This window comes from Nocardioides sp. (genome assembly GCF_035703625.1).
Taxonomy (GTDB): Bacteria; Actinomycetota; Actinomycetes; order Propionibacteriales; family Nocardioidaceae; genus Nocardioides.
Genome location: NZ_DASSXS010000330.1, coordinates 1 through 18,918, shown reverse-complemented (window position 1 = coordinate 18,918; position 18,918 = coordinate 1). Strand labels below are relative to the sequence as shown.

At 70.3% G+C, this 18,918-nt stretch carries 17 protein-coding genes; all 17 read right to left on the bottom strand.

The window, feature by feature from the left end; translation table 11 throughout:
• Positions 1-38: 38 nt before the first annotated feature.
• Positions 39-1,217, bottom strand: a complete 1,179-nt coding sequence (gene aroC, locus VFN12_RS17350; RefSeq protein WP_325120046.1) for a chorismate synthase — start codon at positions 1,215-1,217, stop codon at positions 39-41.
• Between the two features lie 35 nt (positions 1,218-1,252).
• Positions 1,253-1,981 carry an A24 family peptidase gene (locus VFN12_RS17345; protein WP_325120045.1) on the bottom strand — a complete coding sequence of 243 codons (729 nt, stop codon included), beginning with the start codon at positions 1,979-1,981 and terminating at the stop codon, positions 1,253-1,255.
• A gap of 25 nt (positions 1,982-2,006) precedes the next feature.
• On the bottom strand, positions 2,007-2,795 hold the full coding sequence (locus tag VFN12_RS17340; RefSeq protein ID WP_325120044.1) for a shikimate dehydrogenase: 789 nt from the start codon (positions 2,793-2,795) through the stop codon (positions 2,007-2,009).
• 8 nt (positions 2,796-2,803) lie between these two features.
• The gene (gene mltG / locus VFN12_RS17335) at positions 2,804-3,949 is read right to left on the bottom strand and encodes an endolytic transglycosylase MltG (RefSeq protein WP_325120043.1); all 1,146 of its coding nucleotides are present in this window, start codon (positions 3,947-3,949) and stop codon (positions 2,804-2,806) included.
• Positions 3,942-4,403, bottom strand: a complete 462-nt coding sequence (ruvX, locus tag VFN12_RS17330; RefSeq protein WP_325120042.1) for a Holliday junction resolvase RuvX — start codon at positions 4,401-4,403, stop codon at positions 3,942-3,944. The genes mltG and ruvX overlap by 8 nt, the downstream gene beginning before the upstream one ends.
• Positions 4,403-7,087: an alanine--tRNA ligase gene (alaS, locus tag VFN12_RS17325; RefSeq protein ID WP_325120040.1), complete on the bottom strand. Its 2,685-nt coding sequence runs from the start codon at positions 7,085-7,087 to the stop codon at positions 4,403-4,405. The genes ruvX and alaS overlap by 1 nt, the downstream gene beginning before the upstream one ends.
• Positions 7,087-7,368, bottom strand: coding sequence for a DUF6167 family protein (locus VFN12_RS17320; protein ID WP_325120039.1), 282 nt, complete (start codon positions 7,366-7,368; stop codon positions 7,087-7,089). Before VFN12_RS17320 ends, alaS begins: the two co-directional genes overlap by 1 nt.
• Entirely contained in the window at positions 7,368-7,895 is a 528-nt protein-coding gene (locus VFN12_RS17315) for a hypothetical protein (RefSeq protein ID WP_325120038.1), read from the bottom strand. The genes VFN12_RS17320 and VFN12_RS17315 overlap by 1 nt, the downstream gene beginning before the upstream one ends.
• Before the next feature lie 23 nt (positions 7,896-7,918).
• A complete protein-coding gene (locus tag VFN12_RS17310; protein WP_325120037.1) occupies positions 7,919-8,968 on the bottom strand; it encodes a S66 peptidase family protein in 1,050 nt (349 codons plus the stop codon).
• Between the two features lie 70 nt (positions 8,969-9,038).
• Positions 9,039-9,296 (bottom strand): hypothetical protein, encoded by a 258-nt coding sequence (locus tag VFN12_RS17305; RefSeq protein ID WP_325120036.1) that lies wholly within the window; start codon positions 9,294-9,296, stop codon positions 9,039-9,041.
• Between the two features lie 159 nt (positions 9,297-9,455).
• Positions 9,456-10,808, bottom strand: a complete 1,353-nt coding sequence (locus tag VFN12_RS17300; RefSeq protein WP_325120035.1) for a replication-associated recombination protein A — start codon at positions 10,806-10,808, stop codon at positions 9,456-9,458.
• Between the two features lie 28 nt (positions 10,809-10,836).
• Positions 10,837-11,940, bottom strand: a complete 1,104-nt coding sequence (locus tag VFN12_RS17295) for an ABC transporter ATP-binding protein (protein ID WP_414690063.1) — start codon at positions 11,938-11,940, stop codon at positions 10,837-10,839.
• Between the two features lie 182 nt (positions 11,941-12,122).
• Complete coding sequence (locus tag VFN12_RS17290; RefSeq protein ID WP_325120033.1) at positions 12,123-13,223, bottom strand: ABC transporter ATP-binding protein; 1,101 nt, start codon at positions 13,221-13,223, stop codon at positions 12,123-12,125.
• A complete protein-coding gene (locus VFN12_RS17285; RefSeq protein WP_325120032.1) occupies positions 13,220-14,227 on the bottom strand; it encodes an ABC transporter permease in 1,008 nt (335 codons plus the stop codon). The genes VFN12_RS17290 and VFN12_RS17285 overlap by 4 nt, the downstream gene beginning before the upstream one ends.
• A gap of 110 nt (positions 14,228-14,337) precedes the next feature.
• Positions 14,338-16,110, bottom strand: coding sequence for an ABC transporter substrate-binding protein (locus VFN12_RS17280; RefSeq protein WP_325120031.1), 1,773 nt, complete (start codon positions 16,108-16,110; stop codon positions 14,338-14,340).
• A gap of 64 nt (positions 16,111-16,174) precedes the next feature.
• Positions 16,175-17,200, bottom strand: a complete 1,026-nt coding sequence (locus VFN12_RS17275; protein ID WP_325120047.1) for an ABC transporter permease — start codon at positions 17,198-17,200, stop codon at positions 16,175-16,177.
• Positions 17,201-17,315: 115 nt separating this feature from the next.
• Positions 17,316-18,918 (bottom strand): aspartate--tRNA ligase (aspS, locus tag VFN12_RS17270; protein ID WP_325120030.1); only part of this gene is annotated, 1,603 nt, incomplete at its 5' end.

Sequence of the window (18,918 nt, the reverse complement as noted above, 5' to 3'; positions counted from 1 at the left end):
AGCGTGAGCGCAGCGAGCGGTTCCGTGGGGTGAGTCATCTAGCGGAACCTCAGGGTGTCGAGGTAGCCCTCGGCGTTGCGCCGGGTCTCCTGCACCGAGTCGCCGCCGAACTTCTCCAGGACGGCGTCGGCGAGCACCAGGGCGACCATCGCCTCGGCGACGATGCCGGCAGCCGGCACGGCACAGACGTCCGAGCGCTGGTGGTGGGCGACGGACTCCTCACCGGTGGCGACATCGACGGTCCTCAGCGCCCGGGGCACGGTCGCGATCGGCTTCATCGCGGCCCGGACCCGCAGGACCTCCCCGGTGGACATGCCGCCCTCCGTGCCCCCGGACCGGCCGCTGGTGCGGCGGATCCCCTCGGCGGTGGGCACGATCTCGTCGTGGGCCTGCGAGCCCGGCGTCGCCGCGAGGTCGAACCCGTCGCCGACCTCGACACCCTTGATCGCCTGGATGCCCATCAGCGCTCCGGCCAGCCTCGAGTCGAGCCGGCGGTCCCAGTGCACGTGGGAGCCCAGGCCCGGCGGCAGCCCGTGGACCACCACCTCGACCACCCCGCCGAGAGTGTCGCCGTCCTTGTGGGCCTGGTCGATGGCGGCCACCATCGCCTTGGCCGCGTCCGGATCCAGGCACCGGACCGGGTCCTCGTCCAGGCGTGCCACGTCGTCCGCACCGGGCACCAGCCCGGCCGGAGCCGGGACCCCGCCCAGCTCGACGACGTGCGACACGATCCTCGCCGCCACCGACTGCTCGAGGAAGTTGGCGGCGACCCGACCGAGCGCAACCCGGGCCGCGGTCTCGCGCGCGGAAGCCCGCTCGAGGACCGGCCTGGCCTCGTCGAAGTCGTACTTCTGCATGCCCACGAGGTCGGCATGCCCCGGCCGCGGCCGGGTGAGCGCCTGGTTGCGGGCGAGCGCCTCGAGCTCGGCGGGGTCGACCGGGTCGGCCGCCATCACCTTCTCCCACTTGGGCCACTCGGTGTTGCCCACCTGGATGGCGATCGGTCCGCCCTGGGTGTGACCGTGTCGGACGCCGCCGATGAGCGTGACCTCGTCCTGCTCGAACTTCATCCGGGCGCCGCGGCCGTAGCCGAGGCGGCGACGGGCGAGCGCGTCGACGATGTCGGTCGAGGTCACCGCGACGTGCGCCGGCATCCCCTCGAGGATCGCGACGAGTGACGGTCCGTGGGACTCGCCCGCGGTGAGCCAGCGCAGCATGGGCGTCAGTCTCCCACTCCCTGCGTCGCGGTCGCTCAGGCCCATGCCGGGAAGAGACCCGACCACACCACGGACCCCACCAGGATCCCGATCAACCCGCCCGCGAGCATGAACGGGCCGAAGGGGAACGGCGACCTCAGCAGCGCGCGGTCGCGCCTGGCGATCGCGAGCAGCAGGCCCGGGAGCCCGAAGATCAGGAAACCGGAGTAGACGCCCACGACCACCTCCGCCCAGCCGAGCTGGCCGAGCGCGAAGCCGAGCATGGCGGCCAGCCGGACGTCGCCGAAGCCCATCCCGGCGGAGTGGAACCACCACAGCACCCAGAAGACCGACCGGACCACCACCAGGGCGATCGCGGCGCGGACGAGGTCGTCGGGATCGCGGGTGACCGCCCAGCCGAGCAGCCCCAGCAGGATGGCGGCCCCGGTCGCCGGCAGCACCAGCCGGGTCGGCAGCAGCCGGGTCCGCCAGTCGATCACGGCCAGGGCGACCGACACCGGCACCAGCGGCACCAGGACGACGAGGGCCCACTCACGTCCCACCGCCAGACCGACGAGCGCCGCGCAGGCGGCGGAGACGAGTGCCGACTTCCAGGCCAGACCGGGGAGCGCCGCGATGTCCGCGTAGGGCTCCTTCCGCTCCTCGGGCGCCTTCTCCGGGTCCGGGTCACGCGCCGGCTCCGGGAGCCGGCCGACGAGGGCGGGGACGAACCAGCCCCCGGCTGCGCCGCACACGGCCGCCACGAGGGCCGCGTCCAGGTGCATGGCGCGACCCTATCCGGCGGACTCGTCAGTGCTGGGGCAACGCGGCCCGCATGGCCTCCACCGGCGCGCCGAGCCCGGTGAACCTCTCGAACTGCAGTGCGGCCTGCCGCAGCAGCAGGTCGTGGCCGGTGACCAGCGGCCGGTCTGCCGCGGACGCCGCCAGCGGGGTCGGCCAGGGGTCGTAGACCACGTCGAACACCACGGGCACCCGGGTGCAGCGCTCGACGAGGTCCTCGGACTGTGCCTCGTGAGGGAGCGTCGACACCACCACGTCGCCGACCACCGGGTCGTCGGCCAGCGATCCGACCGTGACCTGCGGTCGGCCGGGGTGCCGGTCGAGGGCCGCGAGGGTGTCGGCCGCACGGCCCGGTGAGCGGACCAGCAGGGTGATCGACCGGGCTCCGAGCTCGCACAGCGCCAGGGCCATCGAGGCCGCGGTCGCTCCGCCGCCCAGGACGGTGCCCCCGGTGACCGGGCCGTCGTACCGGGAGCGCAGGGCGGAGACTGCTCCGGGGACGTCGGTGTTGTCGGCATGCAGGGCGTCGCCGACGATCAGCAGCGTGTTGGCCGCACCGGCCAGGCGAGCGACCGGCGAGGCCTCGGCGGCGAGCTCGAGCCCCTCGCGCTTCAGCGGCATGGTCAGCGACAGGCCCCGCCACGACGGGTCCAGTACCTCCACGAAGGCCCGCAGCCCGCCTGCGGCCACCCGATGGGCGTCATAGGTCCAGTCCAGCCCCACCGCCGCGTAGCCGGCGCGGTGCAGCGCGGGAGAGAGGGAGTGGGCGATCGGGTCACCCAGGACGGCGCACCGCATGGCCGCGCTCAGCAGGCGCCCTGGGACTCGGTCTCGCAGTACTGCTGCAGCTCGTCCTTGTACCCGAGGAACTCGTCGTAGGTCTCGGCGAACTTGGTCTCGCCGGTCCGCAGGTTCACCGTCACGTAGTAGTACCAGCCGCCCTCGGCCGGATGGGCCGCGGCCTCGATCGCGGCGTCTCCCGGGGCCTCGATCGGGGTCGGTGGGAGCCCGGGGTTCTGGTAGGTGTTGTACGGCGAGTCGATCTCGAGGTCCTCGGTGGTCGGCACCGCCCCGAGCTCCTGGTCGGCCGCGTAGTTGACCGTCGCGTCGATCTGGAGGAGGCCGTTGGTCTCGTCACCCTCCAGCCGGTTGTAGATCACCCGCGCCACCTTGGCGCGGTCCTCGTCACGTGCGGCCTCCGACTCGACGAGGCTCGCCACCGTCATCAGCTCGCCCGGGGTGTAGCCGAGCTCGGCGGCAGCGGACTCCAGGTCCGCCTCGGCGGCGGCCTGCTCCCACCGGTCGACCATCATGGTGAGCATGCTCTTCGGCGACTCCTTCGGGCCGAAGTCGTAGGTGGAGGGGAACAGGTAGCCCTCGGCGTTGCCCTGGGCGTAGTCGGGCAGCCCCAGCTGGTCGGGGTTGTCGAGGACCTGCTGGAACTGCTCCGGCTTGTAGTCGGTGTGGTCGGCGAGGATCGCGATGATGTCCTCCACCCGCAGCCCCTCGGGGATGGTGACCGTGTTCTTGAGGATGTTGCCGGGGTCGACCAGGATCTCGAGGGCGTCCTCGGCCGCCATCTGCTTCTTCATCTTGTAGGCGCCGACCTGGATGCTGGTGGACTTGGGATTGCCCGCCGCCGCCTCGGTGAACGCCTCGACCGAGGCGACCACGCCCTGCGCCTTGAGTCCGCGCCCCATGGCGGCGACGCTGTCGCCCTCCTCGACCTCGAAGAGCACCGAGCCCTGCCCGGGGCCGGAGAAGTCCTCAGGGGAGGCGAACCGGTCCTCGATGGCAGCGATGCCCTTCGTCGCCACGAAGTACGCCCCGCCCAGCACCACGGCCAGCGAGACGAGCACCGCCAGGCAGCCGGGGAGGCGGCTGCGCCGACGACGCCTCCGGCCGGCGACGGGGCGGTCGTGGTCGTACCCGACGATCGGGTCGTCAGTCATCGGTCTCCTCGACGATCTCTCCGGGCGGATCCCCGGTCGTGCGCTCACGGTCCAGTGCCTGCTGGAGGATGAGCACGGCCGCGGCTTGGTCGACCACCGCGCGTCGCTTCCCTCCCTTGCGCCCCCGGTCGCGGAGCATAGCCTCTGCCGAAATCGTGGTCATCCGCTCGTCGCACAGCCGCACCGGGATCGGTGCGATCCGCCGCACCAGCTGGGCCGCGAACTGACGTACCTTGGCGGCGGCGGGGCCCTCGCCGCCGGACAGTGAGCGCGGGAGCCCGACGATCACCTCGATCGCGCCCTCCTCGTCGGCCAGGGCCGCGATCCTGGCCAGGTCCCCGCGGCCACGCCGGACGGTCTCCACCGGGGTCGCCAGCACCCCGGACGGGTCGCTGCGGGCCACGCCGATCCGGGCGTCCCCGGGGTCGATCCCGAGGCGTACGCCGTGGCGCATCAGCCGCCCGTGATCCGGGCGATCTCGGAGCGCACCACGCCCAGTGCCTCGTCGATCCGCGAGGGGTCGCTCCCGCCTCCCTGGGCGAGGTCGTCCTTGCCCCCGCCGCGGCCGCCGACCACCGGGCCGACGGCGCGCACCAGCTCGTTGGCGCTCACGCCACGGCCGCGGGCGGCGTCGTTGACCGCGGCGACGACCGAGACCTTGCCGGACTCCTGGCCGATGATCACCACGGCTCCCGCCTCACCCGCGGGCAGGCGCCCGCGGACGTCGAGCGCCAGCGTGCGCACGTCGCCTCCGCCGGCGCCGTCGGCCCGGTGAGCGACCAGGTGGACCCCACCGACGTTGTCCGCCTCCGCGGCCAGCGCGGCACCGCCGGCCAGCAGCTGGGCCACCCTGACCTTCTCGATCTCCTTCTCGGCCGCCCGGAGCTTCTCGACGATGCTGTTGACGCGCTCGGGCAGCTCCTCGGGCCGCACCTTGAGTGCCTCGGACAGCTGGGCGACCAGCACGTGCTCACGCGCCAGGAACCGGTAGGCGTCGCCCCCGACCAGGGCCTCCACCCGGCGCACGCCCGACCCGATGGACGACTCGCCCAGCAGCTTGATCACCCCGAGCTGGCCGGAGCGGCCGGCGTGGGTTCCCCCGCACAGCTCGCGGGCCCAGTCGCCCACGGAGATCACGCGGACCTCGTCGCCGTACTTCTCACCGAACAGGGCCATGGCGCCCGACTTCACGGCCTCGTCCTGACTCATGATCTCCGCGTGGACGGAGAGGTCGGCGAGGACCAGGTCGTTGACCCGGGCCTCGACGTCGGTCATCACCGAGGCGGGTACGGCGCCGAGCGCGGCGAAGTCGAACCGGAACCGGCCAGGTGAGTTCTCCGACCCCGCCTGGGTGGCGGTGTCGCCGAGCGCCTCCCGGAACGCCTTGTGGACCATGTGGGTGGCGGTGTGCGAGCGCGAGATGGACTTGCGGCGCTCGACGTCGACCACGGAGTGTGCCCCGACGCCGACCGTGACCTCGCCGGAGACCACCACCGCGCGGTGCACGACCAGCCCGGTGACCGGCGACTGGACGTCGCGGATCTCCAGCCGGGCGCCGTTCTCGAGCTCGATGACGCCCTGGTCGGCGAGCTGTCCACCGCCCTCGGCGTAGAACGGGGTCCGGTCGAGGACGAGCTCGACCTCCTCGCCCTCGCGGGCGGACTGGACGACGCCACCACCGGAGACGATCCCGCGAACGGCGCCCTCGGTCACGATCTCGGAGTAGCCGGTGAACTCGACCGGCCGATCGAGGGAGTCGGCGACCTGGCGGTAGGCGGAGGCGTCACGATGGGCGCCCTTCTTGGACGCCGCATCGGCCTTCGCGCGGTCCCGCTGCTCCGACATCAGCCGGCGGAACTCCCCCTCGTCGACCGAGAGGCCCTGCTCGCCGGCCATCTCGAGGGTCAGGTCGATCGGGAAGCCGTAGGTGTCGTGGAGCGAGAAGGCCCTGGCCCCTGAGAGCTGGGACCCCCCGGATTGCTTGACCTCGGTGGTCGCGAGGTCGAAGATCGCGGTCCCCGCACGCAGGGTCTGCCGGAAGGCCTCCTCCTCGGCGTAGGCGACGCTCGAGATCCGCTCCCAGTCGCGGTGGAGCTCGGTGTAGGTCTCCCCCATCTTGTCGCGGCTGACCGGGAGGAGCTCGGGCAGCGACGGGTCGTCGTACCCGAGCAGTCGCATCGAGCGGACGGCGCGGCGCAGCAGGCGTCGCAGCACGTAGCCGCGGCTCTCGTTGCCGGGGGTGACACCGTCGCCGATGAGCATCATCGAGCTGCGCACGTGGTCGGCGACCACCCGGAACCGCACGTCGTCGTCGTGATCCGCGCCGTAGCGGCGGCCGGTCAGCTCCTGGGCCTTCGCGATGACCGGGAACATGACGTCGATCTCGTACATGTTCTCGCATCCCTGCGTCAGGAACGCGACCCGCTCCAGGCCCATGCCCGTGTCGATGTTCTTCTTCGGCAGCGAGCCCGCGATGTCGAAGTCCTCCTTGGACCGCACCGCGCTCAGCTCGTCCTGCATGAAGACGAGGTTCCAGAACTCGAGGTAGCGGTCCTCGGCGGAGAAGTCCCCATCGGGGCCGTAGGCCGGGCCGCGGTCGTAGAGGATCTCCGAGCACGGGCCACCTGGTCCGGGCACGCCCATGGACCAGTAGTTCTCCTTCGGGCCGAGCCGGATGATCCGGTCGTCGGGCAGCCCGGTGACCTTCTTCCAGAGCTCCAGCGCCTCGTCGTCGCCGTCGAGGATCGAGGGGTAGAGCCGGCTCTCCTCGAAGCCCCACCCGCCGTCGTCGCGGGAGCGGGTGACCAGATCCCAGCCGAGCTCGATGGCGCCTTCCTTGAAGTAGTCGCCAAAGGAGAAGTTGCCGCACATCTCGAAGAAGGTGCCGTGCCGCGTGGTCTTCCCGACGTCCTCGATGTCGGGCGTGCGGACGCACTTCTGGACGCTCACCGCGCGGTCGTACGGCGGGCGCTCCTGGCCGAGGAAGTAGGGCTTGAACGGCACCATCCCCGCGTTGACGAACAACAGGTTGGGGTCGTCGAGGAGCAACGAGGCCGAGGGCACCGCCTGGTGGCCGCCCCACTTCGAGCTGTTCTCGAAGTGCGCGACGAACCGTCGGCGGATCTCCGCGGTGTCCATCAGCTGCTGCCTTCCTCTCGTCGGTGCTTGCCGGTGCCGATCTCGGCCCTTCGGTTCGGCACGAGCCCATGAGGCACGAGCCCGAGCTGGTGGCGCAACTCGGTTTCCCGCTCCGCCTGGCCCTCGGCGACCTCGTCGCGGAACATCCGCATCCCCACCGTGAGTCCGCCGAGGCGGTCGCGCAGGCCGTCGGCGGTGAGGGCTTCGGCCGCGCGGCGGCCCCGCACCATCGCGTAGACGCCCGCACCCGCCCCGGCCACGAACCAGAGGGATCTGTTCACTAGGCGGCGTCTCCTTCGTCGTGTCGCCCGTCCTCGGTGCCTGCGAGGTCGGCACGCTCGCGGGCCCGGAACTCGCGCAGGGCCACCTTGAGGTCGGCTCGTCGCTGCTTGCGTGCGCGCTGGACCTCGCGCTTCATCTCGAACCGGATCCGGTTGCGGACCTCCGGCGCCAGGGCGCGGCGCAGGCCGTGGGCCAGGCCCGCGGCCTTGATGGCCGACTCCCGGGCGACGATGTCGACGAAGAGCCTGCCGTCGATCCGTCCGGGCACCGGGGTGGCGGCTGTGTCCGGTTGCTCGTCTCCGACGTGGGTGATCACGTAGCTCTCGGTGTCGTTCATCGTGGCGTTCCCGCGCGCCACCGACGCCTCGACAGCGGCGAGTCGCTCGGCCAGTGCCCTGGCCTCGGCGCGTGCTGCCTCCAGCTCCCGGCCGGCGCGAGCAGCGGCGCTGCGCGCCAGCAGGACGAGGGCCAGCAGTGCCAGCGCGAGGGCGCAGCCTGCCAGCACCCACAGCTGTTCGGAACTCACCTGCCCGACCCTATAACCCCGGCTCAGGAGTAATCGGCCCAGAGTCGCCGAGCGGCTCCGTCCACGGTGACGAACCCGCCGTAGGGCAGGATCCATTGCGGCCGGGTGTGGCCGAACGGCACGCCGACGACGACGACCGCACCGGGGTTGTAGCCGTGGACGGTCTCGAGCGCCACCTCCCGTTGCTCCGCCCGCCGCGCCGCACGCTCACGGGCGTCCGGACGGACCTCCATGCTGGAGGTGGGCGGTCGACTCACCAGCACCGCGTCGGCGGCCGCCAGCAAGCCGCGCTCGCCGAGGGAGCGCAGGATCCACCCGAACTCCCGGGCCGGGATCAGGTCCTCGGAGCTCTCGAGCAGGAGGACCGCGCCCTCGACCACCGAGGGGTCGGCCGGGAAGCGGCCGGCCGTCAGCATCCACTGCACCACCTCGATGCAGCCGCCCCAGGTGCGCCCGGTCACGGACTCCTCCGGCCCGGACCAGGCCCAGGGCTCGGTCGGCTCGCGGTCGCCGTACTCGCTCAGCGCCGCCGGATCGAGCCAGTCCTTGCCCAGGTCCTCGGACTCGCCGGGCTCGGTGACCTCCAGGCGTTCGCCGGTCAGCAGGGCGGCGCGCAACGACTGCGCGTGCACGGCGTCGACGTCCGGGCCGGGACCGAGGTGGACCTGGGTCGAGCCTCCGTGGAATCCGGCGACCCCGTGGCACCAGAGCCAGTTCAGGAGGTTGGTGTTGTCGCTGTAGCCGAGGAAGGGCTTGGGGTCCTTCCGGACCAGGTCGGCGTCGAGGTGTGGGACCACCGTGATCTGGTCCTCTCCCCCGATCGTGGCCAGCACCGCCCGGATCTCCGGATCTCCGAAGGCCGCGTTCAGGTCGGCGGCCCGGTCGACCGCGGCCGCATCGAGGCGACGCGTGGTCGGGTACTCGACCGGCACCAGACCGGTCACCTGCTGGAGGCGCTCCATGGCCTGCTCGTGAACCGCCGGGGCGAAACCCGGGGCGGCGAACGACGGTGACACCACGGCCACCTTGTCGCCGGGCGCTGCCTTGCGTGGGGAGACGATGGGTTGCTGCATACCGACACCCAACCGTCTGCGGTCGGGAGCGGTCCACCCACGTGGTCGAAAACCGGATCCGGAGGTCTGGTCAGTCACTCCGCGCGCGGCGAAACAGCGCGCAGGCGAGCGTCATCCCGCCGCCCAGGAACGCGGCGCCGACCGCGAATGCGGCGTAGAGCCACAGTGGCGGAGCGACAACGTGCACGGGCATGCAGGCACGGATGCCGTCGTCCAGCGTGATGCAGCTCGACGGGTCGGGTCGGTGCCACCACACGAACCCAGCACCCAGCACCCCGGCGACGACAGCCATGGCAGCCGAGGCCGCGAGGTCTCGCCTGGCCCACACGGTGACACCGTAGTGCGCCCGCGCCCATCGCTCGGCGACCGGGCGGCAGGAGTAGTGGGGGCCCTGCGCGGTCTCGGCCAATCGGCAAGGTGGACGAACCATCCGGGTGGCTTCGGGTCGGCCCTCTCGCAGCGAGCTCGATCGCGTAGAGCGCGGAGGTCAGCGTCCCCGGATCAGACGTCGGATGCGCTCCCAGCGCTCCTTCACCGCCGCCTCCGCGCCCAGCGCGGTCGGCTCGTAGTAGGTCGCGTCGGCGACCACGTCCGGCGCGTACTGCTGCTCCGCGATGCCATAGGGCTCGTCGTGGCTGTAGCGGTAGCCCTTGCCGTGCCCCAGCTTCTTCGACCCTCCGTAGTGGGCGTCGCGCAGGTGCGGCGGGACCGGCCCGATCTTGCCCGCACGGACGTCGGCACTGGCCGCGTCGATGGCCCGGGTCACGGCGTTCGACTTGGGGGCCACCGCCAGGGCGATGGTCGCCTGGGCGAGGTTGAGCCGCGCCTCCGGCAGACCGATCAGCTGGACCGCCTGGGCGGCGGCCACGGCCGTCGGGAGGGCGGTGGGGTCGGCCAGCCCGATGTCCTCACTGGCGAGGATGACCAACCGCCGGGCGATGAAGCGCGGGTCCTCGCCGGCCTCGATCATCCGGGCCAGGTAGTGCACGGCGGCATCGGCGTCGGAACCACGGATCGACTTGATGAAGGCACTGGTCACGTCATAGTGCTGGTCACCCTGACGGTCGTAGCGGACGGCCGCCTGGTCGACGGCGGTCTCCGCCGTCGCCAGGTCGATCGAGTCCGCTCCCCTGGAGGTGGCCGCTGCTGCCGCTGCCTCCAGGTAGGTCAGTGAGCGTCGAGCGTCGCCACCGGCCAGCCGCACCAGGTGCTCCCGGGCATCCTCGTCGAGGCCGATCGATCCGCCCAGGCCGCGCTCGTCGGCCAGGGCCTGCTCGAGGACGGTGCGCACGTCGTCGTCGGTCAGCGGCTCCAGCCTCAGCAGGAGACTGCGCGACAGGAGGGGCGAGATCACCGAGAAGAACGGGTTCTCCGTGGTGGCGGCGACCAGGGTGACCCACCGGTTCTCGACACCGGGCAGCAACGCGTCCTGCTGAGCCTTGGAGAACCGGTGCACCTCGTCGACGAACAGCACCGTCTCGCGCCCTCCGGCGACGAGCTCGCCCCGGGCCGCGTCGATCGCGGCCCGCACCTCCTTGACCCCGGCGGCGACGGCGGAGACCTCCACGAACCGTCGGTTGGTCTGCTGGCTGACGATGGCGGCAATCGTCGTCTTGCCCGTTCCCGGCGGACCCCAGAGCAGCAGCGACATCGACCGGTCGCCCTCGATCAGCTGGTGGAGCGGAGCGCCCTCCGCGCGCAGCTGCTGCTGGCCCACCAGCTCCTCGAGCGCCCGGGGACGCATCCGCACGGCGAGGGGCGCCGATGCGTGCGGGGCCGTCGACAGCGAGCCGCCGCCGGCGGCCCGGCCGCTCGGCACCGCGTCGAAGAGCCCCTCCACACCCGTCACAGTAGGTGACCGGCGATGGTCAGGCTCGCACCATCCTCTGTTGCTTGACGTCGTACCACTCGTCCTCGTACCCGGGGCCCACGGTGAGCTCCGTCGGCGACTGACCGGCACTCGGCGCGCCCTGGTGGTCGACGCCGAGCAGGTTGGCGGTCACCGGCGTGTTCGGGTGGTTGCCGAGCTCGCCGGCGAAGTGGCAGGCGACCTTGTGCCGCTTCCCGATCTGCAGCAGCGGCGGCTCGACCTTGGCGCAGATCTCCTGGGCGAGCGAGCAGCGGGTGCGGAACCGGCAGCCTGACGGCGGGTTGATCGGGCTGGGTACGTCGCCCTCCAGGCGGATCCGCTCGCGGCGACCCCCGATCGCGGCCTGCTTGACGTCGGGGACGGCCGAGAGCAGCGCCTGGGTGTAGGGGTGGTGCGCGTGGCCGTAGATCGTCTCCCGGTCGGCGATCTCGACGATCTTGCCGAGGTACATCACCGCCACCTCTGGGCAGAAGTGGCGCACGACCGCGAGGTCGTGGGCGATGAAGAGGAAGGCGATCTCGAACTCCTTCTGCAGGTCCTGCAGAAGGTTGATCACCTGGGCCTGGATCGAGACGTCGAGGGCCGAGACGGGCTCGTCGGCGACGAGCAGCCGGGGGTTGAGGGTCAGGGCGCGGGCGATGCCGATCCGCTGGCGCTGGCCGCCGGAGAACTCGTTGGGGTACCGGTTGTAGTGCTCGGGGTTCAGGCCCACGACCTGGAGCAGCTCCTGGACCCTCGGGAGGATCTTGTTCTTGGGCACGACGTTGTGGATCGCGAGCGGCGCGCCCACGATCGATCCCACCGTGTGGCGCGGGTTCAGCGAGGTGTAGGGGTCCTGGAAGATCATCTGCACGTTCTTGCGCAGAGGCTTCATCTGGCGGGCCGAGAGCTGGGCCAGGTCGTGGTCGCCGAACAGCATGGAGCCGGCGGTGGGGTTGTAGAGGCGGGTGATCAGGCGGCCGGTCGTGGACTTGCCACATCCCGACTCACCCACGAGGCCGAGCGAGCCACCCTTCGGCACCTGGAAGCTGATGCCGTCGACGGCCTGGACGTGTCCGATCGTGCGGCGGATGAGACCCGACGACTTCACCGGGAAGTACATCTTGAGGTTCTCGACCTCGAGCACCGGCGGCGCGGTGACGTCGAGCTCGGTGGCTGTGTGCCCTTGCTGCGCGAGCTCCGCGAAGGTCGCGACCTGCTGGTCCTCCACCGGCGCGGCTTCACCCGCGCCCGGGACGGGCTGGTCAGAGGAGGCGTCTGCCCGGTCAACATTCAGGTCGGACATCAGTTCTCCTCGACCAGCTCGGGGGCGATCTCAGGCAGCACCTCGGCCTCGTAGACCCGGTCGGGGTCGGCGAGGTGGCAACGCTTGAGGTGGCCACCACCGCGGCTGCCGGGCGTGAGCGCGGGCAGCTCCGTCGAGCACAGGCTACCGGGCACCTTGTCCATGTGGGCGCAGCGTGGGTGGAAGGAACAACCCGTCGGGGGGTTCAACAGGCTCGGCGGGTTGCCGGGGATGGGGATGAGCCGGGCGTCGGTGTCGGCGCCGACCTCGGGAACGCTGGAGAGCAGACCCCAGGTGTAGGGCATCTCCGGGTGGGTGAGGATCTCCTTGCAGGGGCCGTACTCGACCGCGCGTCCGGCGTACATCACCAGGACGTCGTCGGCCATCTCCGCGATGACGCCGAGGTCGTGGGTGATGATGATGACCGCCGAGTTGAACTCGCGCTGAAGGTCCTGCAGCAGGTCCAGGATCTGGGCCTGGACGGTCACGTCCAGGGCGGTCGTCGGCTCGTCCGCGATGAGCAGGGACGGGTCGTTGATCAGGCCCATGGCGATCATGGCGCGCTGCCGCATACCGCCCGAGAACTGGTGGGGGAAGTCGTCCACGCGACGGTCGGGCTGCGGGATGCCGACCCGATCGAGCATCTCGATGGCCTTGCGCCTCGCATCACGCTTGGTCGCATTGGGGTGGTGGACCAGGTAGGCCTCGGCCAGCTGCCCGCCGATCTTGTAGAACGGGTGCAGCGCCGCCAGCGCGTCCTGGAAGATCATCGACACCGCGTTGCCGCGCAGCTTGCGCATGCGCGCCTCCGACAGCCCGATCACCTCGGTACCACCGACACGGATGGATCCGCTGATCCGGCTGGACTTCGGGTCGTGGAGCCCGAGCACTGCCAGGCTGGAGACGGACTTGCCGGAACCGGACTCCCCCACGATGCCGAGCGTCTCCCCCATCTTGACCTCGTAGCTGAGGTCATGGACGGCGGTCAGCAGCCCGTCCTCGGTGGGGAACCGTACGGTGAGGTCCTCCACCACGAGGAACGCGTCGTCGCCGGAGGTGTCCTTGACCTGACGCTTCTCATCCCTGCGGTCGTCGGTCACGTGAGCCTCACTCTCGGGTCAAGAACGCTGTAGAGCAGGTCGACGATCAGGTTGGCGACGATGAGCATCGTGGCGCCGAACAAGGCGGTGGCCGACACCACGGCGAGGTCGCGCGCCCGGACCGCCTCGAGGCTCCAGAAGCCGATGCCGTCGATCTCGAAGATCCGCTCGGTGAAGATGGTGCCCGCCAGCAGGGTGGCGAAGTCGATGCCGAAGATGGTGACCACCGGCACCAGGGCGGCCCGCAGGCCGTGTCGGTAGACAACGGTCCGGGGCGGGAGGCCCTTGGCCTTGGCCGTCCGGATGTAGTCCTCGTTCAGCGCTTCGACCATCGCCCCGCGGGTGTACCGGGTGTACTGCGTGCACCCGAACACCCCGAGCGCCATCCAGGCCAGGAACAGGCCCGTGAACCATGACACCGGATTGTCGGTGAACGGGTGATAGCCCGTGTTGCTGAAGAACGGAACCTCGAAGATCACTGTCAGGTAGAGCCACGTGAGCAGTGCGAAGAGGTAGTAGGGGATGGAGCTGAGGGTCAGGAAGCTCGCGACGAGGGCCTTGTCGGCCACGCTGCCGCGTCTTCGCGCGGCCGCGACCCCGATGGGGACGCCGAAGAGCAGGTAGAAGAAGGCGCCACCGAGGGCGACGGAGAGAGTGGCGGGCAGGCGCTCGACCATCTCGTCCGAGACGAAGTTGTTGGTACGGGAGGAGATGCCCAGGCACGGCGCCTCGCAGTGACGCGGCTGCGTGCCGAGCTGGATCTCGCGTCCGACGAAGATGCCCTTGACCCACTTGCCGTACTCGACGTAGACGGGGTTGTTGTAGCCGAGCCGCTCCTCGTAGACCTTGAGCCGCTCGGGGCTGCACCGGTTGCTGGTCTGCTGGTCGCAGATCGGGCGGGCCGGGCTCTCGGGGCCGAACCAGAACAGCAGGAAGATCCCAGCCGACACCAGCGCCAGGACGACGACCCCGGCAAGCAGCCGCTTGACGATGTAGGCGAACATCCGATCCCTCTCCCAGGTTGAAAGACCGCCGAGCGGCCTGAGGCGGGGGCCCCCGGATTGACCGGGAGCCCCCACCCTAGTTGTGCGTCAGGCGATCAGCCACGCTCCGATCACTCGGAGACGAAGAGCCCCTTGTAGTAAGGGGCGCCGATGGCGCCGTCACCGGCCGGGTTACCGACCTTCGAGCCGAACACGAACAGGTCGTTCCGGAACGCGGTCGGGATGATCGGGAAGTACTCGGTCCCGATCTTCTCGTCCAGGGCGCCCCACGCGTCCGCCTGCTCGTCGAGAGGCAGCTCGGTGATGGCGTCCATCTCGTCGTCGATCGACGGCTCGGAGAACTGCTCGGTGTTGTAGGTGGCACCCGTGCGCAGCAGCGGCGGGATCATCGTCAGACCCGAGGGCCAGTCCGAGCACCAGTTGACGCCACGCAGGTTGAGCGTCTTGTTCAGCTTGTCATCCGGGTTGGTCCAGATGGTGTACGGGTCATCGCTGACCGCGACGTCGTTGACCTCGAAGCCAGACTCCTCCAGGCCCTTCACGATCTGCTTCTGGGCAGCAACCGCGAGCGGGTCGACTTCGTAGTAGATCATCTTGATCGGGTACGGCTTGTCCTCGTAGCCGGCTTCGGCCAGCAGCGCCTTGGCCTTGTCCGGGTTGTACGTGAACTGCTCGCCGTCGGCGAAGTAGTCGTGCTTGCCCGCCATGCCCGGGGGCATCACGGAGTTCGCCGGGACCCGGGTCACGCCCGGGACCTCACCTTGAGCCAGCCAGACGTCCTCGTAGGGGTAGGCCCACGCGAGCGCCTTGCGGACGTTGATGTCGCTGATCTCCTGGTAGTCGGGCGCCCAGAAGCTGGTGCACTGCGAGGTCTGCTGGACCAGGCGGTCACCGAGCTCGCTGTTGATGCGCTCGTAGTTGGTGGAGCCTGCCTGGGTCGACACGGTGGTCTGCGACGCGGTGTTGTCGCTGAGCATGATCTGGTCGACCTTGGCCTGGTCGGCGTTGAACTTGAAGATGAACTTGTCGGCGTACTGGTGCCGTGCCGGGTCCGACTCGGGGTTCCACTGGTCGTTCTTCACCAGCACGAGCTCCTCGCCGGAACGGAAGCTCTCCACCTTGTAGGGACCGTTCGACAGGATGTTCTGGCCGTAGTCCGGCGGGTTGCTTGCCGTGCCCAGCGGAGCGGGACCCATCGCCATGAAGGCGCCCCACCAGTCCATGTCGGGGAACGGCTTGGCCATCTTGATGGTGACGTCCTGGCCGTTGACCTCGGTGCCGCCCCACTTCTCGCAGTTGGGGTCGTTCTCGGAGTAGGGACCCTTGTAGTCGCCAGCGCCGAAGAGGAACTGCTGCGAGTACTCGGTGCCCGGGCCGGAGGGGAACTCGGTCGAGTCCATCGACCGGCAGATGCCCCACGCGACCTCTTCAGGCGTGATGGTCTCGCCGTTCTCCCACGTCGCGTCGTCGCGGATGGTGAAGGTCCACTCCGTGAAGTCCTCGTTGGGCGTGCCGAGGTCGGTGGCGAGGTCGGGAACGAGCTCCATCGCGCCGGTCTCGGGGTTCTTGGCGTACTGGGTCAGGGACCGGCTCGTCAGCGCCTGCTGGATCGAGTTTCCGGTCACCGACCAGCCGTTGGTCGGGTCCAGGTCGGTCGGACCGGGGTCACCTGGCAGGTGGACCGTGATGGTCCCGCCCTTGGTGGCTCCCTCGATCTCGGCCGCGGGCGCCTGCAGGTCGGGGTTCTTGGTGATCTCGTCGGCCGCGCCGAACTCGCGCGACTGACCGCCGCTGCCAGTCTCTGTTCCGCCCCCGCCGCCACACGCGGCGAGCGCGAACATCGCGACACCGGCGACTACCGCCAGTGGCTTGCTCCGTCTCATTGTCCAGCCTTTCTTTTCTGTGTTCGCGCCCCGAGGAGGCTCGCGGCGACGTCTGTGGGACCCGTCAGCGACGGGTCTTGGGGTCGAGGGCGTCGCGAACCGCGTCGCCGAGGAGGTTGAGGGCCAGCACCAGCAGCACCACACCGAGCAGGGGCTCGTAGAGGTAGAGCGGGTAGGTCTCGAAGAAGTCGACGGCCAGCGTGATCGTCTGGCCCCAGGAGGGCTTCTCCGTGACGCCGATCCCGAGGAAGGCCAGACCGGCCTCGAGCGTCACGAACGCCGGCAGCATCAGCGAGACCGCCACCACGATCGGGGCGGCCAGGTTGGGCAGCAGCTCTCGGAGGAGGATCCGACCGGTCGGCATGCCGAGCACCCGTGCCGACTGGATGAACTCCCGCTCGCGCAGCGAGAGGACCTCACCCCGGATCAGCCTGGCGATCGGCATCCAGCCGAAGACCGCGAGGACGGCGATGAGTGTCCAGAACTGGACCTCCCCGTAGTTCTCGCTCTCCCGGAACCGCTCGTTGACGATCGGAGCGATGGTCAGCGCGGCCAGCAGGAACGGGACGGTGAGGAACACGTCGGTGATGAACGAGAGGATGCGGTCGACGATGCCGCCCAGGAACCCGGCCGTCAGTCCGACCACGACGCCGGTGACCGCGGCGATCACCGTGGCCAGGCCCGCGATCGACAGGGAGGTGCGGCAGCCGTAGACCCACCAGGCGAGGTTGTCGTTGGCGGTGCGGGGGGCGATCCCGAACGGGTGCTCGATGGTGAACCCGCCGTTGGGTGGGCCGTACTCGGGCTTGGGAAGACCGCCGCCGAGCACGTCGAGGTACTGGCTGGCCAGCACGGTCTCGGTGCTGACGTTGAAGATGTTGCAGATGGTGCCCGCGAACATCGCGACGAGGATGAAGGCGAGGGTGACGAAGGCACAGGCAACAGCGATCTTGTCGCGGACCAGGCGGCCGAACGCGATCCGCATCGGCGACTTGCCGGCGATCTCCTTGGCGGCGGTGGGTGGTTGGTCAGACAGTGGCGGTCCATCGCTCGTGCGCCCTTCTGCTTCGGGCCCGGCGTATGCCGACATGCTCACCCCATTCGCTTCAAGGCACGGTGTTCCCCGCGCCTGCCTGTGTGCGCCGAGAGGTGACTCTATGTGACAGGGACCGCACGGACGATCACCTGAGCGTAACGATCTGGTCTCAGAGGATGGCTCTGCCGCCGGCCGGCCGCGCGTCGACTCCGGCCTCCTTGCGCTGCTCGACGGTGATGGGCGCGGGCGCCGCGGTGAGCGGGTCGAACCCGCCTCCGGACTTGGGGAAGGCGATGACGTCCCGGATCGACTCGGTTCCGGCGAGCAGGGCCACGATGCGGTCCCAGCCGAACGCGATCCCGCCATGAGGCGGCGCGCCGTACTTGAAGGCATCGAGCAGGAAGCCGAACTTCTCCTGCGCCTCGTCCGCCCCCAGGCCCATGACCTCGAAGACCCGCTTCTGCACGTCCTCCCGGTGGATACGGATCGACCCGCCGCCGATCTCGTTGCCGTTGCAGACGATGTCGTAGGCCCAGGCCAGCGCACTGCCGGGGTCGGAGTCGAACGCGTCGAGGTCCTGAGGCGAGGTGAAGGCGTGGTGCACGGCGGTCCAGGCGCCACTCCCGACCGCGACGTCTCCCGCGGCGGTCGCGTCGCCGGACGGCTCGAACAGAGGAGCGTCGACCACCCAGACGAACTCCCACGCTTCCTCGTCGATGAGCCCGCCCCGGCGGCCGATCTCCAGCCGTGCGGCGCCGAGCAGCGCGCGGCTGGCCTTGACCGGTCCGGCGGCGAAGAAGATGCAGTCCCCCGGCTGGGCTCCGACGTGGGCCACGATGCCCGCGCGCTCGTCGTCGCTGAGGTTCTTGGCGACCGGTCCACCGAGCTCGCCGTCCTCCTGGACGAGGACGTAGGCCAGCCCGCGAGCGCCACGCTGCTTGGCCCACTCCTGCCAGGCGTCGAGCTGCTTGCGGGGCTGCGAGGCACCGCCGGGCATGACCACGGCGCCGACGTACGGCGCCTGGAACACCCGGAAGGGAGTGTCCTTGAAGAACTCCGTGCACTCGACCAGCTCCAGTCCCATGCGCAGGTCCGGCTTGTCGGTGCCGTAGCGGGCCATGGACTCGGCGTAGGTGATGCGCGGGAACGGCGTCGCCAGCTCCACACCGACCAGCGACCAGAGGGCGACGAGGACCTCCTCCGACAGGGCGAGCACGTCGTCCTGGTCGACGAAGCTCATCTCGACGTCGAGCTGGGTGAACTCCGGCTGCCGGTCCGCCCGGAAGTCCTCGTCCCGGTAGCAGCGCGCGATCTGGTAGTACCGCTCCATCCCGGCGACCATCAGCAGCTGCTTGAACAGCTGCGGGCTCTGCGGGAGTGCGTACCAGCTCCCGGGCTGGAGCCGGGCCGGGACCAGGAAGTCGCGGGCCCCTTCCGGCGTCGAGCGGGTGAGGGTGGGGGTCTCGATCTCCACGAAGCCGTGACGGTCCAGCACCTCACGGGCGGCCCGGTTGACGCGGCTTCGCAGCCGCAGTGCCTCCCGGGGCCCGCTCCGCCTCAGGTCGAGGTAGCGGTGCCGCAGCCGTGCCTCCTCCCCCACGTCCACGTGCTCGTCGATCGGGAAGGGCAGCGCGGCGCTGGCGCTGAGCACCTCGACGTCGTCGGCGATGACCTCGATCTCTCCGCTGGGCAGGTTCGGGTTCGCGTTGCCCTCGGGGCGGAGGGAGACGGTGCCGGTGACCTTGAGGCAGTACTCGCTGCGCAGGCTGTGG

What these genes read in the sequence shown, in the direction of transcription:
- VFN12_RS17285 (WP_325120032.1), bottom strand. Translation starts at nt 14,227, where the DNA reads ATGTTCGCCTACATCGTCAAGCGGCTGCTTGCCGGGGTCGTCGTCCTG.
- aroC (WP_325120046.1), bottom strand. Translation starts at nt 1,217, where the DNA reads ATGCTGCGCTGGCTCACCGCGGGCGAGTCCCACGGACCGTCACTCGTC.
- VFN12_RS17345 (WP_325120045.1), bottom strand. Translation starts at nt 1,981, where the DNA reads ATGCACCTGGACGCGGCCCTCGTGGCGGCCGTGTGCGGCGCAGCCGGG.
- VFN12_RS17310 (WP_325120037.1), bottom strand. Translation starts at nt 8,968, where the DNA reads ATGCAGCAACCCATCGTCTCCCCACGCAAGGCAGCGCCCGGCGACAAG.
- alaS (WP_325120040.1), bottom strand. Translation starts at nt 7,087, where the DNA reads ATGGACACCGCGGAGATCCGCCGACGGTTCGTCGCGCACTTCGAGAAC.
- ruvX (WP_325120042.1), bottom strand. Translation starts at nt 4,403, where the DNA reads ATGCGCCACGGCGTACGCCTCGGGATCGACCCCGGGGACGCCCGGATC.
- VFN12_RS17340 (WP_325120044.1), bottom strand. Translation starts at nt 2,795, where the DNA reads ATGCGGTGCGCCGTCCTGGGTGACCCGATCGCCCACTCCCTCTCTCCC.
- mltG (WP_325120043.1), bottom strand. Translation starts at nt 3,949, where the DNA reads ATGACTGACGACCCGATCGTCGGGTACGACCACGACCGCCCCGTCGCC.
- VFN12_RS17275 (WP_325120047.1), bottom strand. Translation starts at nt 17,200, where the DNA reads ATGTCGGCATACGCCGGGCCCGAAGCAGAAGGGCGCACGAGCGATGGA.
- VFN12_RS17295 (WP_414690063.1), bottom strand. Translation starts at nt 11,940, where the DNA reads ATGTACTTCCCGGTGAAGTCGTCGGGTCTCATCCGCCGCACGATCGGA.
- VFN12_RS17280 (WP_325120031.1), bottom strand. Translation starts at nt 16,110, where the DNA reads ATGAGACGGAGCAAGCCACTGGCGGTAGTCGCCGGTGTCGCGATGTTC.